Annotated in this window: 13 protein-coding genes; 3 read left to right on the top strand and 10 right to left on the bottom strand. The window is 60.6% G+C overall.

The genetic code is table 11. The features are described from left to right. The first annotated feature begins 1 nt into the window (after position 1). Complete coding sequence (locus J5289_RS15860) at positions 2-1,033, top strand: peptidoglycan -binding protein (RefSeq protein WP_142830672.1); 1,032 nt, start codon at positions 2-4, stop codon at positions 1,031-1,033. 94 nt (positions 1,034-1,127) lie between these two features. Here the strand turns inward: J5289_RS15860 and J5289_RS15855 are convergent, their stop codons facing one another. Together J5289_RS15855 and J5289_RS15850 are read right to left on the bottom strand one after the other, a co-directional pair. After that, positions 1,128-1,316: a YegP family protein gene (locus J5289_RS15855; RefSeq protein ID WP_142830673.1), complete on the bottom strand. Its 189-nt coding sequence runs from the start codon at positions 1,314-1,316 to the stop codon at positions 1,128-1,130. Positions 1,317-1,484: 168 nt separating this feature from the next. Further along, complete coding sequence (locus tag J5289_RS15850; protein ID WP_209184838.1) at positions 1,485-3,371, bottom strand: ABC transporter transmembrane domain-containing protein; 1,887 nt, start codon at positions 3,369-3,371, stop codon at positions 1,485-1,487. Positions 3,372-3,479: 108 nt separating this feature from the next. Between J5289_RS15850 and rpmE the strand changes: the two genes are divergently transcribed. Continuing rightward, positions 3,480-3,701, top strand: a complete 222-nt coding sequence (rpmE, locus tag J5289_RS15845; protein ID WP_111222384.1) for a 50S ribosomal protein L31 — start codon at positions 3,480-3,482, stop codon at positions 3,699-3,701. A gap of 138 nt (positions 3,702-3,839) precedes the next feature. Here rpmE and J5289_RS15840 read toward each other — a convergent pair whose 3' ends face one another. The 3 genes from J5289_RS15840 to J5289_RS15830 all read right to left on the bottom strand — a co-directional run bounded on the left by J5289_RS15840 (position 3,840) and on the right by J5289_RS15830 (position 6,215). Then, on the bottom strand, positions 3,840-4,352 hold the full coding sequence (locus tag J5289_RS15840) for a DUF1465 family protein (RefSeq protein ID WP_111222385.1): 513 nt from the start codon (positions 4,350-4,352) through the stop codon (positions 3,840-3,842). Positions 4,353-4,732: 380 nt separating this feature from the next. Further along, a complete protein-coding gene (locus J5289_RS15835; protein ID WP_209184837.1) occupies positions 4,733-4,924 on the bottom strand; it encodes a DUF1192 domain-containing protein in 192 nt (63 codons plus the stop codon). Between the two features lie 13 nt (positions 4,925-4,937). Beyond that, positions 4,938-6,215 carry an MFS transporter gene (locus J5289_RS15830; protein WP_209184836.1) on the bottom strand — a complete coding sequence of 426 codons (1,278 nt, stop codon included), beginning with the start codon at positions 6,213-6,215 and terminating at the stop codon, positions 4,938-4,940. A gap of 133 nt (positions 6,216-6,348) precedes the next feature. Here J5289_RS15830 and J5289_RS15825 point away from each other — a divergent pair, with 133 nt between their 5' ends. Then, positions 6,349-6,510, top strand: a complete 162-nt coding sequence (locus J5289_RS15825; protein ID WP_162854775.1) for a hypothetical protein — start codon at positions 6,349-6,351, stop codon at positions 6,508-6,510. Positions 6,511-6,614: 104 nt separating this feature from the next. Here the strand turns inward: J5289_RS15825 and J5289_RS15820 are convergent, their stop codons facing one another. From J5289_RS15820 to tkt, 5 genes are all read right to left on the bottom strand, one after another. Further along, positions 6,615-7,511, bottom strand: coding sequence for a fructose bisphosphate aldolase (locus J5289_RS15820; RefSeq protein WP_142830677.1), 897 nt, complete (start codon positions 7,509-7,511; stop codon positions 6,615-6,617). 330 nt (positions 7,512-7,841) lie between these two features. Next, the gene (gene pgk / locus J5289_RS15815) at positions 7,842-9,050 is read right to left on the bottom strand and encodes a phosphoglycerate kinase (protein WP_209184835.1); all 1,209 of its coding nucleotides are present in this window, start codon (positions 9,048-9,050) and stop codon (positions 7,842-7,844) included. Between the two features lie 85 nt (positions 9,051-9,135). Further along, a complete protein-coding gene (locus tag J5289_RS15810; protein ID WP_209184834.1) occupies positions 9,136-10,974 on the bottom strand; it encodes a potassium/proton antiporter in 1,839 nt (612 codons plus the stop codon). Between the two features lie 268 nt (positions 10,975-11,242). Continuing rightward, a complete protein-coding gene (gene gap / locus J5289_RS15805) occupies positions 11,243-12,253 on the bottom strand; it encodes a type I glyceraldehyde-3-phosphate dehydrogenase (RefSeq protein ID WP_209184833.1) in 1,011 nt (336 codons plus the stop codon). Between the two features lie 73 nt (positions 12,254-12,326). Then, on the bottom strand, positions 12,327-14,309 hold the full coding sequence (gene tkt, locus J5289_RS15800) for a transketolase (protein WP_209184832.1): 1,983 nt from the start codon (positions 14,307-14,309) through the stop codon (positions 12,327-12,329). Positions 14,310-14,566 lie beyond the last annotated feature (257 nt).

Genomic DNA, 14,566 nt, shown 5'->3' with positions numbered 1-14,566 from the left:
CATGGCGCTCTCGCGCAACCGCCGGACCCAGCGAACCATCGACTATTGGCCCGGCTTCGTCGACGCGCTGTCGACGCTGCTGATGGCGATCATGTTCCTGCTGACGGTATTCGTCATCGGCCAGTTCATCCTCAGCCGCCAGCTCAGCGGTCGCGACGAGGTACTTGCCCGGCTGAACGGCCAGATCAACGAGCTGACGCAACTGCTGGCGCTGGAAAAGAGCGGCAAGCAGGATCTCGAGGATTCCGTTGCGAACCTGCAGGCGTCGCTGGCCTCGGCGCAAAGCGAGAAGTCCCGGCTGCAGACGTTGCTGGCTGCCGGATCCGGCAGCACTGAGGCCTCGCAGGCGAGGATTGGCAGCCTGACGCAGCAGCTCGACGACCAGAAGCAGGCGAGCAGCCGAGCGCTCAGCCAGGTCGACCTGCTGAACCAGCAGATTGCCGCGCTGCGCAACCAGATCGCGGCGGTCGAGGCTGCCCTGCAGGCATCGGAAGCCAAGGACGATTCCTCGCAGGTGAAGATTGCCGATCTCGGTCGGCGGCTGAATGTCGCTCTCGCCCAGAAGGTTCAGGAGCTCAACCGCTACCGTTCGGACTTTTTCGGGCGCCTGCGCGAAATCCTGTCCGACCGCGACAATATCCGCATTGTCGGCGACCGCTTCGTCTTCCAGTCGGAAGTCCTGTTTCCGTCAGGCGGGGCAGATCTCAACCCGCAGGGCTTGACCGAAATGACCAAGCTCGCAAAGGCACTGATCGACGTTGCCAAGGAAATCCCGCCGGAGATCAACTGGGTGCTGCGTGTCGACGGTCATACCGACAATGTGCCGCTGTCCGGGACCGGCAAGTATGCCGACAACTGGGCCCTGTCGTCAGCGCGCGCCATCGCGGTCGTCAAATATCTGATCTCGCAAGGTGTTCCTGCGGACCGGCTGGTAGCGGCAGGTTTTGGCGAATTCCAGCCGATTGCGCCGGGGGATACGCCGGAGGCTCGCGCCACCAACCGGCGCATCGAGCTCAAGTTGACCGAGAAGTAATCGGCGCGATCTGGTTCCCTGACCGACACACATGATCAAGCAAAGCCGGCGCGCGGGCGCCGGCTTTGCTGTTCCGGGAAGGCTACCGTCAGCCTCAGACAGTGGCGCTCGTCTGGTCGTCGATGTCGGCGCCGGGTGTGTTCTTCTTGATCGATTCGATAGCATGCATGGCCGAGGCCTTTGCCTTGTAGCCTTCCGACGAGAACATCGTTTCGCCGTTCGATGCCTTGAACCGGAAACGAAATTCGCCGGCTTTGTCCTTGTAGACTTCAAATTTGTACATGATGCTCGTCTCCCTGTCTGGACGTTCGTCTTTCGGCTGCTTGCAGCGCCTAGCAATGCCGCCTGAAAGATGCAGGTCTGTCAAGATGGAGCGGGCGGCAAAATGCAAGCCACGAAGCGAGAGCAGCCTTGCGAAGAGGGTTCAGCCTCCGCGCAGTCGCCCGGGGTGTCAGTTCACCATGGTCAGGCGCTGCTCGATGCCGGTGTCGAATTGCAGCCGGGCCAGCTTGGCGTAGATCCCGCCGTGTTGGACGAGGCTCTGATGGGTGCCTTCCTCGACGATGCGGCCATGATCGAGCACGAGGATGCGGTCTGCTTTCAGCACAGTCGCCAGCCGGTGGGCGATGACGATGGTAGTGCGGGTTTCCATGAGGTCGTCGAGTGCTTTCTGCACGAGCATCTCGCTCTCGGCATCGAGCGCCGACGTTGCTTCGTCGAGCAGCAGGATCGGGGCGTTTTTGAGCACGGCGCGGGCAATCGCAATGCGCTGGCGCTGGCCGCCAGAGAGCGTGATGCCGCGTTCGCCGGTGGGCGTGTCATAGCCTTCGTCGAGGCGGCTGATGAATTCATCCGCCTGTGCCGCAATGGCGGCCGCACGGACCTCCTCGCGCGTCGCTCCAGGGCGGCTGAAGGCGATGTTGTCATGGATAGAGGCCGCAAAGATCGTTACATCCTGGGGCACGATGGCGATCTGCGAGCGCAGGGCATCGAGAGATAACTGGCGGGTATCGATACCGTCGACAGAGACGGTGCCGCTCTGCGGGTCGTAGAAACGCAGAATCAGCGAGAATATGGTGCTCTTGCCGGCACCGGACGGTCCGACGATGGCGACTGTCTCGCCGGGCCGGACGCCGAGGGACAGGCCATGAAGGGCTGCCTTGCCGGGGCGCGACGGATAGGCGAAATGCACATCCGAGAACTCGACACGGCCAACGCGGGGCGTCGGCAGGGGGAGGGGATATTCCGGCTCTGCGATGGCCGAGCGTTCTGTCAGCAGTTCGCCGATTCTGTCTGCGGCGCCGGCGGCCTGGGAAAGCTCGCCCCAGACTTCCGAAAGTGCGCCTAGCGATCCGGCCGATATGACGGAGTAAAGCAGGAACTGGCTCAGCGTTCCCGGCGACATGGTTCCTGACAGAACATTCTGGGCACCGACCCAGAGGACGGCAACCACGCTGCCGAAAATCATGGTGATGGCAAAGCCCGTCAGCAGGGCGCGGGATTTGACGGCCGAGCGAGCGGCCTCGTAGGCGTTCTCGACGGCGCCGCCATAGCGGGCAGCAGCGGCGCTCTCGCCATTAAAGGCCTGGATGGTGCGGGTAGCGCCGATCGTCTCGTTGGCATAGGCAGAGGCGTCCGCCAGCATGTCCTGGGCGGCGCGCGAGCGCTTGCGGACGTTGCGGCCGAACGCGACCAGTGGGAACACCACCAGCGGAATGGCGATCAGCACGATGCTTGACAGTTTCGGGCTGGTGAAGATCATCATGCCCATGGCGCCGAAACAGAGGATGACGTTGCGCAGGGCGACAGACGCGGTAGCGCCGACGGCCGACTTGATCTGCGTGGTGTCGGCGGTCAGCCGCGACATGATCTCGCCGGACTGGTTGATATCGAAGAAGGATGGGGACAGGCGCGTCACATGGTCGAAGACCTCGCGGCGCAGGTCGGAGACGATGCGTTCGCCCAGCGTGATGACGAAATAGTAGCGCAGCGCACTCGACATGGCGAGAACGACGGCCATCACCATCAGCATGACGAAGTAGCTGTTGATGAAGGTTCCGTCGCTCTGTGCAAACCCGTGGTCGATCAGCCGGCGGACTGCAAGCGGCAGGGCCAGCGAGGTGATGGCTGCGAGCGCGAGAGCGATGACGGCGCCCGTAACCATGCGACGGTAGCGCTGCAGATAGGGCAGCAGGCGTCCGAGCGGTCGAATGGATTTGCGTGGCTTGGCGCCTGCCTCTCCCGTTTCTGACACGTCGTCTCCTATCCCTGTAAAGCCAGGCTTTGGGCCTTGATCGGCCCTTGTTATCTGCGTGGCCTTGCTGTATAGGCACCGCATCGTAATTGGAAGCCGTGGCCGCCATCTGCTGCGGCTTCATTTATTCAATCGGGTCGGTCGCTGCAATGGCTTGCGACAAATGGACCCTGGCATGGCAGGAATATTGTTATGAAGGCAAACATCCATCCCGAATACCACACCATCAAGGTCGTCATGACCGATGGCACCGAATATGAAACCCGCTCCACCTGGGGTTCTGAAGGCGCCACGATGAACCTCGAAATCGACTCGAAGTCGCACCCGGCATGGACCGGCGGCAATCAGCAGATGATGGACCGCGGTGGCCGTATCTCGAAGTTCAACAAGCGTTTCGGCGGTCTCGGCGTTTAATACGCCGCTTTATCGTTATGTTTCTGAGGAGCCCGGTTTTGCCGGGCTTTTCTTTGTCCTGCCGCCAGGCGGTTGACAACAAAAAACCGGCCGCGCGATGAGCGGGCCGGCTTTCCAAGAAAGAGAGGTCTGATCAGATCAGTTCATGCCGAAAGCGGTCTGGAGCAGGCTCAGCTGCGCCTTGACGCTATTCTGGTTGTCCGGAACGATAGTCTCTGAAGGGCGATAGATCTCGCGATCGAGAATTGCTACGCGGTTCTGCAAACGAAGAGAGCGCTCGACGAGGTCGCGGAAAGATTCCGGAAGATCACCCCAGCCAGGCGCCGTCTTGTCGACGTTGAAACCGTCCAGGCGGACCTTATTCTTTTCGGTGAGGACCTGGTCGCGCGACATCTCGCCGTTGTTGACGGCACGCTGCAGCAGGAGCCAAGAAGCCATCTGCATGAGACGTGTGGTAAGGCGCATGGATTCCGCTGCGTAAAGCACCGATGCCATGCGCGGCAGGACCTTGGAGGCAGCACGACCGTTACCATCGAGGTAAGCCGCTGTTTCTTCCACGAGGGACATACCCTCAGCATACAGCGCCTTGAATTGCGACGACGAGGCGGCACGACCTGCAAAGCTAACGGTGTTTAATCCAAGTTCAGACATCAGAGTAGTCCCTGTTGCAGACAGTCAGTTTTGCTTATGTAACGCCGGCAGGTCGCAAAAGGTTTCGATTAGGCGGCGCTGATTGGCTTCAAGATGGTAGTTTTACCCCAGATCTGCAAGTCGATTCTTAATAGAAGGTTAATCTCCACAGTTTCCTTGGCCTGCGCCGGCAGGCAAAGACAAAAAAAGAGCCGCAAAAAGCGGCTCTGAAGGTGAAACAGGGAGAAAAATCAGACCAATTCGCCAAATGGTGAAAAACTGTCTGAGTCCAGACAAAATCCGGATGTTCACAGTAATGAATGATAAAGCTTAATTTTTAGTTAAAGACGCCCCGAAATTGTACTTGCTGCTATGCAGATTGCCGAGGCGGCGGGTAAATTTCAGGAACGGAAAAGGCTCTCGGCTGCCTTCCGACCGGAGGCCTTTTCGTTGCAGGCAAGTTCGAGACGGGCGATTTCCTCCTGAAGAAGAGAGATACGTTTCTTCAGTTCATCGACCGACAGCAGAGTGATATCGCTACCGATCTCGTGGATACCCGGCTTTTTCGGCCGGTCGTCGTCAAACAGGCTCATCGCGGTTTCTCCTTCATCCGTATTTGACGGCAGGATCGTCCGTTTCGGTCGGCGTGTCCATGGGGTTGGCCATCGACATGCTTTCCGGTGTGATCATCTGCGTATTCGCAGACGGCATGTTCGTATAGGCATCGCGCTCCCCGGCTGGAATGGCGGCGCGCTGGCGGCTGCGGAAGATGGAATAACCGCTGATCGCCAGATGGGCTATCGCGGTGATGAGGAACAGTGAGTAGGGGCCAATGGCAGACATGATCGGGCCGCTCATGGTCGGTCCGATGATGGTGCCTATCCCATAGAGCAGCAGCAGGCCGCCCGATACCTTCACATATTCCTCCGGCGAGGCGAAGTCGTTCGCATGGGCGACGGTGATCGGATAGAGCGTGTTGGCCGCAGCGCCGTAGACGATGACAAGGCTGATCAGCAGATAGGGCGTGCTGGGCTGGAAGATAAACAACAGCAGCCCATCGACGGCAGCAATCGCGGCCATGATGGCCAGCACGTAGCGGCGGTCGATGCGGTCGGAGAGCCGGCCCGCCGGCAGTTGCATCATCGCGCCGGCAAAAATGGTCGAACTCATCATGATGGCAATGTTGCCTTCGTCAAGGCCGGCACGGGCGCCGAAGACAGCACCAAGCGTCCCATAGGCACCGTTGGCGATGCCGACGAGCAGGATGCCGATGCACGAGACGGGTGAGTTTCTGTAGATGGCCGGGAGGTCGAGCTTGATGGCCTTCAGGGGCTGCGGCGAGGCGGCGTTGGACAGCGTCGTGGGAAGCATGGCAACGCAGTAGCAGATGCCGCAGACCATGAAGAGCATCGGCGTATGGATGTCGCCAAAGGGGATCATCATCTGGCCGCCGACGGCGCCTATCAGGGTGATGCCGATGTACAGCGAAAAGATCGCCCCCCGGCTTTCGTTGGTGGCGCGCTCGTTCAGCCAGCTCTCGATGATCATCGAAGTGCCGGCGGTGCAGAAGCCGGTGACGGCCCGCAGCGCCACCCACCAGGCGGAATCGACGATCAGGCCGGTCAGCAGGGCGATGATGGCGATGACGGCGATAAAGCCGGAAAAGGCGCGGACATGGCCGACCCGGCGGACGAGCTTGGGCGCCGTCAGGCAACCCAGCACGAAGCCTGTTGCCCATGTCGTTCCGAGCAGGCCGAGCGTCGTCGTTGCATAGCCCTCGGCGGTGCCGCGAACGGGTAACAGCAGGCTGTGAAGGCCGTTGCCCATGAACAGGAACAGGGTTCCGAACAGGAGCGCGAGGACGGGCAGAATATTTCTTTTCATATCCTATTGTCCGCTGATCAGGCTTAAAAATCAGATAAGACGGCGGGGACAGGCATCGGTCGGCCAGTTCAGGGCAGTTTTTCGAGGAGAAAAATGTCCTGTCTGTGGCCGTGACCAGACAACAGAGAATTTTATGTCCAAACTCATAGGCTTGCTGCTGCTTCTGGCGATGGTGGTGCATCTGATCCGGCCGCTCGGCTTGCCCGGGCTGCGGCGGCGCGCGGACTTCTGGAAAATCGCGATTTTAGCCTTCGCTATCTGGACGTTCGCGCTGGTGTTTCGCGAAGCGCTCTGATGCTGATGTAGCAATAGAAATGGCCCGGCTGTGGCTAGCCGGGCCATGGAGTCTACGAGCATTCGGTCAGACAACCTTCAAGTGCTTGCCGCGTCTGGACAGTATCAGGCCTTGTTGACGCTGGCTGAGTAGATCTCATCGATCGTTTCGGCCAGGTTGGCGTCGAATTCAGCGTCGCTCATCGTGACGCGCAGGTTTTCCGTCAGCGCGCGCGAGAAACTGGCGATCATGCCATGGTTATGGCTGAGCTTCTCGCAGGCGTCCGTGCGGCTGTAGCCACCGGAAAGGGCTACGACCCGGACGACCGACTTGTGAGAGATGAGCGGAGCGTAGAAATCGGCGACCGTGGGGATCGTCAGCTTCAGCATCACGGTTTCGGATGCAGGCAGCAGATCGAGCTGCTTTGCGATTTCGTCGCGAAGAATGGCTTCGGCCTCTGTCTTCGTTGCGCTTTTGATGGAGACTTCAGGCTCGATGATCGGCATCAGGCCGTGACTGATGATCTGGCGGGCAACCTCGAACTGCTGCTTGACGACGGCGGCAATCCCGGCCTTGTCGGCATTGCCGATCACCGAGCGCATCTTGGTGCCGAAAATTCCCTTTTCGCGGCCGCGCTTCAGGAGGGCGTCCAACTCCGGCATCGGCTTCATCAACTGGACGCCATTTTCTTCAGCAAGCAATCCCTTGTCGACCTTCAGGAGAGGCACGACGCCGCGCTTTTCCCAAAGAAATGAGGGAACTGGCTGGCCGTCGACGTCGCCGTCCATGGTCCGCTCGAAAAGGATGGCGGCTATAATCTTGTCACCGGTAAAGGCAGGCGCGCTCATGATGCGGACGCGCATGGCGTGCATCAGGCGATACATTTCATCGTCGCCCTGGTAGTCGGTCTCGGAAATGCCGTAGAGACGCAACGCACCGGGCGTCGAACCACCGCTCTGGTCCAGCGCCGCAATGAATCCCGGTGCAGAGCTCATCTTGTCCAACATCTTCGCGTCTACCATAGTTCACTCCCTATCCCTCGAAGCGGCGCATTGCGCACGCACGGATGTTGTTTCATTTCACGACCGACCGGCAACGCCTCTATCGATCAAACTAATGGATCTGCATCTCCAAGACGTTCGGTCCTTTCATGCTCTCCCAACACTGCCGGACCTGCGATACCAGAAGAATTTTAAAAGGAAAATCCTAGGTTAAGCTACTGAAACGATTGAAATGAATTCAATCGTTTGTAATGTCTGCGGCTACACTAGCACCAACGAAAAGACCGCGAAAGCTTTCGCTTTCACGGTCATCAAAACTTCAACTAGACGGGCGAACCGCCATCATGCAGCTCATGCCTTGGCTTGAGCTTCCAGCGCTGCAACGCCCGGCAGGACCTTGCCTTCCATCCATTCCAAGAACGCGCCGCCGGCGGTCGAAACGTAGGTAAAGTCGTCGGAAACGCCGGCGTGGTTGAGCGCCGAAACCGTGTCGCCACCGCCGGCGACCGATGTCAGCTTGCCCGACTTGGTGCATTCGGCGGCAAACTTTGCGACCGCCACGGTTGCTGCATCGAAAGGCGTGATCTCGAAGGCGCCGAGCGGGCCGTTCCAGACCAGCGTTTCGGCGCGACCGACCCAGGCCTTGATCTGCTCGACCGTCTTCGGGCCGACATCGAGGACCATGGCGTCGGCTGGAATGCTGTCGATGATGACGACTTCGTTCGCAGCGCCGGCCTTGAATTCGCGGGCGACCACGCCGTCTTCCGGCAGCACGATGGTGCAGCCGGACTGGGCTGCCTCAAGCATGATCTGGCGTGCCGTATCGGCAAGGTCATGTTCGCAGAGCGACTTGCCGACTTCGGTGCCACGGGCGGCGATGAAGGTGTTGGCCATGCCGCCACCGATCACCAGTGCATCGACCTTCTTGACGAGGTTCATCAGCAGATCGATCTTGCTCGACACCTTGGCGCCACCGACGATGGCAACTACCGGGCGGACGGGATTGCCCAGGCCTTTTTCGAGGGCTTCAAGTTCAGCCTGCATCGTCCGCCCGGCGTAGGCCGGCAACAGCTTTGCCAGACCTTCGGTCGAGGCATGGGCGCGATGGGCAGCCGAGAAGGCGTCGTTGATATAGATGTCTCCATTGTCTGCCAGCGATTGGATGAAGGCAGGATCGTTCTTTTCCTCACCCTTGTGGAAACGCGTGTTTTCGAGAAGCAGGATATCGCCGTCCTTCATCTTGGCGATCGCTTCCGTGGCGGGTGCGCCGATGGCATCGGAGGCGAAAAGGACGTCGTGGCCGAGCACCGACTTCACCGAGGAGACGATCTGCGACAGCGAAAATTCCGGTGTCGGGCCGTCCTTGGGGCGACCGAAATGTGCCATCAGAATGACCTTGGCGCCCTTGGCCGACAGTTCCAGGATGGTCGGGGAAACGCGCTCGATGCGGGTGGTGTCGCTGACCTTTCCGTCCTTCATCGGCACGTTGAGATCGACGCGGACAAGCACGCGCTTGCCGGCAATTTCGGTGAGATCGTCGAGGGTCTTGAAGCTTGGCATGGGAAAGATCCGCAAATTGATATGGTCGGAAGATGCGCCGACCATACTACGGATGGTCGGAGACGCAAGGCTGTCAGCCCGGGTTTTAGTCGCTACTCGAATCGTTTGAATTCGCCTTCGCAGCCCTTGCGCGGCGTCGCCTGAGGGCATCGCGAATGCGATGGGCGATCTCGCGCATGTTGATAAACAGCGGCAGCGCATCGGTGGAATCGACCACTTCGAGCGACATGCCGACAGCCTTGATATGGTCGTTCTCATCGAGGTCGCGAACGATCAATATGAGCGATCCGAGACGCACCCGGTCCGCATAGTCCGCCTTGCCGCCTAAGCGCTGGCGCATCAGTTCGGCGATCGTCAGGTTCTTCTCGTTTTCGTGCAGGAGGCCCGGGCCATAGGCGGCATCGAGATCCGCTGCCTGCCGCTGCGGCGAAATGGAGAAGGCGCCGAAGAACTCGGTATCTTCCGGATCGACCGGTGCGCGGGTGGCGAAAAGCCTGTCGAGCAGCCGCGAAAAGCTTGGCGCGATGAACAGGTATACCAGATCGTTTTCCCGCAGCCGTCCGGCATATTGATAGCGCATAGACTTGCCGTCGCGCACCACCAGCGATGGCATGGCCCAGCGCGGGATACGCTCTCCCAGCAGCACAGGGCTGTCCTTGACGACGCGGTAGGAGAGAAGCTCGTGGTTTGCAGCGCCGGGCAGGTCGACCTCGACCTTGTGGACGGCGCCGATGCGCGGCGGAATGATGAGCCCGAGCTTCTTTGCCACCGGCTTGATCGTCCAGCCCTGCAGCATCAGCGAGACGAGCACGATGATGAAGGCGACGTTGAAGTAGGTCTGGCCGAAATCGAGATTGCCGAGGATCGGCATGATGGCAAGCAGTATGGAGACGGCGCCGCGCAGACCGACCCAGGCGAGGAAGCCTGTCTCGCGCTGGGTATAGTCGAACGGCAGCAGACAGAGCCAGACGGCAACCGGTCGGGCGACGAAGATCAGCACCAGCGCCAGCAGTACGGCCGGCACGGCGATGGCTGGAAACTCCGACGGCGAGGCGAGCAGGCCGAGCACCAGGAACATGATGATCTGGGCGAGCCAGGTCATGCCATCCTGGAAGCGCTTGATGGTCGCAGAGGCCGGCATCTTGTGGTTGCCGGCGTAGATGCCCGCGACATAGACCGCAAGAAAGCCGCTGCCGCCGACGGCGCCGGTGAACGAGAACACCAGCAGCGCCAGCGCCAGCACGAAGATCGGCGTCAGGCCGCGGTCGGTTTCGAGCTTGCCCGCGACCAGCACGATCATCATGCCGCCGAGCAGGCCGAGGATGACGCCGAGGCCCATCTGCTGGACGAACATCGCGAGCATGGCGATGTTGACGCCGCCGACGCCTTCGCCGCTGCCGATCGCCTGTACCAGCGCAATGGTCAGGAAGATCGCCATCGGGTCGTTGGTGCCGGATTCGACTTCCAGCGTCGAGCGCACCTTGTCGCGGATGTTGATGCCGCCGATGCGCAGCAGGAAGAAGACGGCGGCGGCATCCGTCGAGGCGACGATCGAGCCGAGAAGCAGGCCTTCCATCCAGCTGAAACCGAGAAGCCAGGATGCGGCCAGCCCGAAAATGGAGGCTGTAATGATGACCCCGAGCGAGGCTATCGTCAGAGCCGGGACGGCGGCCGCCTTGAAGGAGGAGAGCGAGGTGCCGAAGCCGGAATCGAAAAGAATGACGGCGAGCGCGATCGAGCCGAGGATATAGGCGAGGTAATTGTTGCTGAAGGCGATGCCGAGCCCATCCTGACCGGCCAGCAGGCCGATGACGAGAAACAGCAGCAGCAGGGGGGCGCCGAAGCGGAAGGCGAGAAGGCTGGAAAAGGCGGCAATGAGGATCAGGACGGTGCAGACCAGGACGACGACATAAAATGCTTCCACGGACACTTCCCTTTTCTCGCATCCGGCAGATACCGAACGCCCCACTGCAGCCCGTTGCTCGACGGTCGAGCCCTCCCTGCGCTCCCGTCCCCGGCGCCCGAATCCCCCGCGCAAATGATTGCCCGCCGATTGTAGGCCATCCAGATTTGCTCTCAAAGGCTTAATGATCAATCTGGTCGATAGCTGGGCGAAATGTGGAATATCAAGTGTCTAAACAAAAAACGGCCCGGTTTCCCGAGCCGTTTTTCTAACGTGGCCGTGCAGTCGCTCAGATGGTCTTGGCGAAGGCGACGGCTGTGTCGGACATGCGGCTGGAGAAGCCCCATTCGTTGTCGTACCAGGAGAGCACGCGGACGAAATTGCCCTCAAGGACCTTGGTCTGGTCGAAGGCGAAGATCGACGAGTGGCTGTCGTGGTTGAAGTCGCGCGAGACCAGCGGCTCGTCGGTGTAGCCGAGGATGCCCTTCAGCTTGCCGTCGGAGGCAGACTTGATCGCCTGGTTGATCTCTTCAACGGTAGTATTGCGCTTGGCGACGAACTTGAAGTCGACGACGGAGACGTTCGGTGTCGGAACGCGGATCGACGTGCCGTCCAGCTTGCCCTTCAGTTCCGGCAGCACGAGGCCGACGGCCTTTGCAGCGCCGGTCGAGGTCGGGATCATGGACAGGGCTGCGGCGCGGGCGCGGTACAGGTCCTTGTGCATCGTGTCCAGCGTCGGCTGGTCGCCGGTGTAGGAGTGGATGGTGGTCATGAAGCCGTGGTCGATGCCGATGGCATCGTTCAGGACCTTGACGACGGGAACCAGGCAGTTGGTGGTGCACGACGCGTTGGAGATGACCAAGTGTTCCTTGGTCAGCTGGTCGTCGTTGACGCCGAAGACGACGGTGAGGTCGGCACCGTCGGCAGGGGCCGAGACGATGACGCGCTTGGCGCCGGCGGTCAGATGCAGGGCGGCCTTTTCACGCGATGTGAAGATGCCGGTGCATTCCATGGCGATATCGACGCCGAGTTCGCCATGCGGCAGGGCTGCCGGATCCTTGATCGCGGTGACCTTGATCGGCTTGCCGTTGCCGACGATGATCGTGTCGCCTTCGACCTTGACCGAGGCAGGGAACTTACCGTGGATGGAATCGTAGCGCAGCAGATGGGCATTGGTTTCGACCGGGCCGAGGTCGTTGATGGCAACGACTTCGATGTCGGTGCGGCCGGATTCGACGATGGCGCGCAGGATGTTGCGGCCGATGCGGCCGAAGCCGTTGATGGCAACTTTAACAGTCATGGTGGACACTCCCAAATCGGACAGGACTTTTCTATTTGATGGAAGCAGGGCGCCGTGGCGCCCTGTATTGGGATCAGGAAAGCTTGGCTTCCGCAGCGGCAACGACGGCTTCCGCCGTGATACCAAAATGCTTGTAGACTTCCTTGGCCGGGCCGGAAGCCCCAAAGCCCTTCATGCCGATGAACGTGCCTTCCGGTCCTATGAAGGCATCCCAGCCTTCGCGGACGCCGGCTTCGACGGCGATCTTGACTGGCGAGTTGCCGAGGATTTCCGCCTTGTAGGCTTCGGGCTGCTCGAAGAACAATTCCGTCGAGGGAACCGAGACGACGCGGACAGTGATGCCCTTGGCTTCAAGCGCAGTGCGGGCGGCAACGGCGATTTCGACTTCGGAGCCCGAAGCGAAGATCGTCACCTTGGCATCGGCAGAACCGGCCAGATTGTAGGCGCCGAGTTCGCAGAGGTTCTTCTCGCTGTATTCCAGGCGGGCTGCGACCATGTTCTGGCGGGTGAGGGCCAGACCCGACGGACGGTCCTTGGTCTTCAGCGCGATCTGCCAGCACTCGGCCGTTTCCGTGGCATCGGCCGGGCGGAACATCATCAGGTTCGGGATGGCGCGCAGCGAGGCCATCTGTTCCACCGGCTGGTGGGTCGGGCCGTCTTCGCCGACGCCGATCGAGTCATGCGTCAAAACGTGGATGACGCGAATGCCCATCAGCGACGCCAGGCGGATCGGCGGACGGCAATAGTCCGAGAAGATCATGAAGCCGCCGCCGTAAGGGATCAGGCCCCCGTGCAGAGCGATACCGTTCATGGCAGACGCCATGCCGTGTTCGCGTATGCCCCAGTGCATGTAGCGGCCGGCAAAATCCGACGGCGTGATCGAGACCATCTGGCTGGTCTTGGTGTTGTTCGATGGCGTCAGGTCGGCGGAGCCGCCGAGCGTTTCAGGCAGGAAGCCGTTGACGACCTCGAGCACGTCTTCCGACGCCTTGCGGGTCGCAACGGTCGGCTTGGTCTCGGCCAGCTTCTTCTTGTAGTCGCTGATGGCGGCGTCGAAGCCAGCCGGCAGGTCGCCGGCGAAGCGGCGGTTGAACTCGGCCTTCTTGGCTTCATCGGCTGCAGCGAGACGCGACTGCCAGTCCTTCATATCGGGAACGGCACGCTTGCCGGCTTCGCGCCAGGCGTCGAGCACGTCGGCCGGAATGACGAAGGGCTCGGCATCCCAGTTGAGAGCCTTGCGGGTAGCCGCAATTTCCTCGGCGCCGAGCGGCGAACCGTGGACCTTGTGGGTGCCCTGCTTGTGCGGAGCGCCGAAGCCGATGATCGTCTTGCAGGCGATCAGGGTCGGACGGTCTGATTTCTGGGCTGCCTCGATCGCGGCAGAGATCTGGTCAGGCTCATGGCCGTCGACTTCGATCGTGTTCCAGTGAACAGCCTTGAAGCGGGCAATCTGATCGGTCGAGTCCGACAGCGAAACGGCGCCGTCGATGGTGATCGAGTTGTTGTCCCAGAACAGGATGAGCTTGTTGAGCTTCAGGTGGCCTGCGAGCGCGATTGCCTCGTGGCTGATGCCTTCCATCAGGCAGCCGTCGCCGCACATCACGTAGGTGTGGTGATCCTGCAGTTCTGAGCCGAACTCGACGGCGAGCTTGCGTTCAGCAATCGCCATGCCGACGGCGTTGGCAATACCTTGGCCGAGCGGACCGGTCGTTGTTTCGATGCCGGTGGCGTGACCGTATTCCGGATGGCCGGCAGTCTTTGAGCCGAGCTGGCGGAAGTTCTTCAGATCCTCGATCGACATGTCTTCATAGCCGGTCAGATACAGAAGCGAGTATAGCAGCATCGAGCCGTGGCCGGCCGACAGCACGAAGCGGTCGCGGTTTGCCCAATGGGGCGATTTCGGATCGAATTTCAGGTATTTGGAAAAGAGTACGGTGGCGACGTCAGCCATGCCCATCGGCAGGCCGGGATGGCCGGAATTGGCCTTCTCAACGGCATCCATGGCAAGGAAACGGATCGCGTTTGCCATCCGGTCGTGTTTTTCGCGAGAGATCATGGTCGTTCCGCAAGGTTTGGGATGGTCTCGGTCTCGAGAGGGATGGACCACCGGTTGGAAGGCACAGCGAGGGAGGGATGCTTGGAACCCTGGATCGCAGTCTGCCTCAGGCGGCTGAGACATAGCAGTTGGGGCGAGCAAGTCAATAAATCCGGCGGCCAAACCCGGCCTCCGTCGCAAATATTTAACATTTGCCTTTTGTCTTGTACAAAAGACGACATGAGCCTGATAGGCTGCCGGAACTGAGGAAAGTCGCA

The organism is Rhizobium sp. B230/85, from assembly GCF_019355735.1.
Lineage (GTDB): Bacteria > Pseudomonadota > Alphaproteobacteria > Rhizobiales > Rhizobiaceae > Rhizobium > Rhizobium rhododendri.
This window is presented reverse-complemented; position numbering and strand designations above follow the sequence as displayed.

Coding starts and splice junctions, on each gene's coding strand:
- J5289_RS15855 (WP_142830673.1), bottom strand. CDS start 1,316: ATGTACAAATTTGAAGTCTACAAGGACAAAGCCGGCGAATTTCGTTTC.
- J5289_RS15820 (WP_142830677.1), bottom strand. CDS start 7,511: ATGGTAGACGCGAAGATGTTGGACAAGATGAGCTCTGCACCGGGATTC.
- J5289_RS15830 (WP_209184836.1), bottom strand. CDS start 6,215: ATGAAAAGAAATATTCTGCCCGTCCTCGCGCTCCTGTTCGGAACCCTG.
- J5289_RS15835 (WP_209184837.1), bottom strand. CDS start 4,924: ATGAGCCTGTTTGACGACGACCGGCCGAAAAAGCCGGGTATCCACGAG.
- J5289_RS15825 (WP_162854775.1), top strand. CDS start 6,349: ATGTCCAAACTCATAGGCTTGCTGCTGCTTCTGGCGATGGTGGTGCAT.
- rpmE (WP_111222384.1), top strand. CDS start 3,480: ATGAAGGCAAACATCCATCCCGAATACCACACCATCAAGGTCGTCATG.
- J5289_RS15840 (WP_111222385.1), bottom strand. CDS start 4,352: ATGTCTGAACTTGGATTAAACACCGTTAGCTTTGCAGGTCGTGCCGCC.
- J5289_RS15850 (WP_209184838.1), bottom strand. CDS start 3,371: ATGCGGTGCCTATACAGCAAGGCCACGCAGATAACAAGGGCCGATCAA.
- tkt (WP_209184832.1), bottom strand. CDS start 14,309: ATGATCTCTCGCGAAAAACACGACCGGATGGCAAACGCGATCCGTTTC.
- gap (WP_209184833.1), bottom strand. CDS start 12,253: ATGACTGTTAAAGTTGCCATCAACGGCTTCGGCCGCATCGGCCGCAAC.
- pgk (WP_209184835.1), bottom strand. CDS start 9,050: ATGCCAAGCTTCAAGACCCTCGACGATCTCACCGAAATTGCCGGCAAG.
- J5289_RS15860 (WP_142830672.1), top strand. CDS start 2: ATGGCGCTCTCGCGCAACCGCCGGACCCAGCGAACCATCGACTATTGG.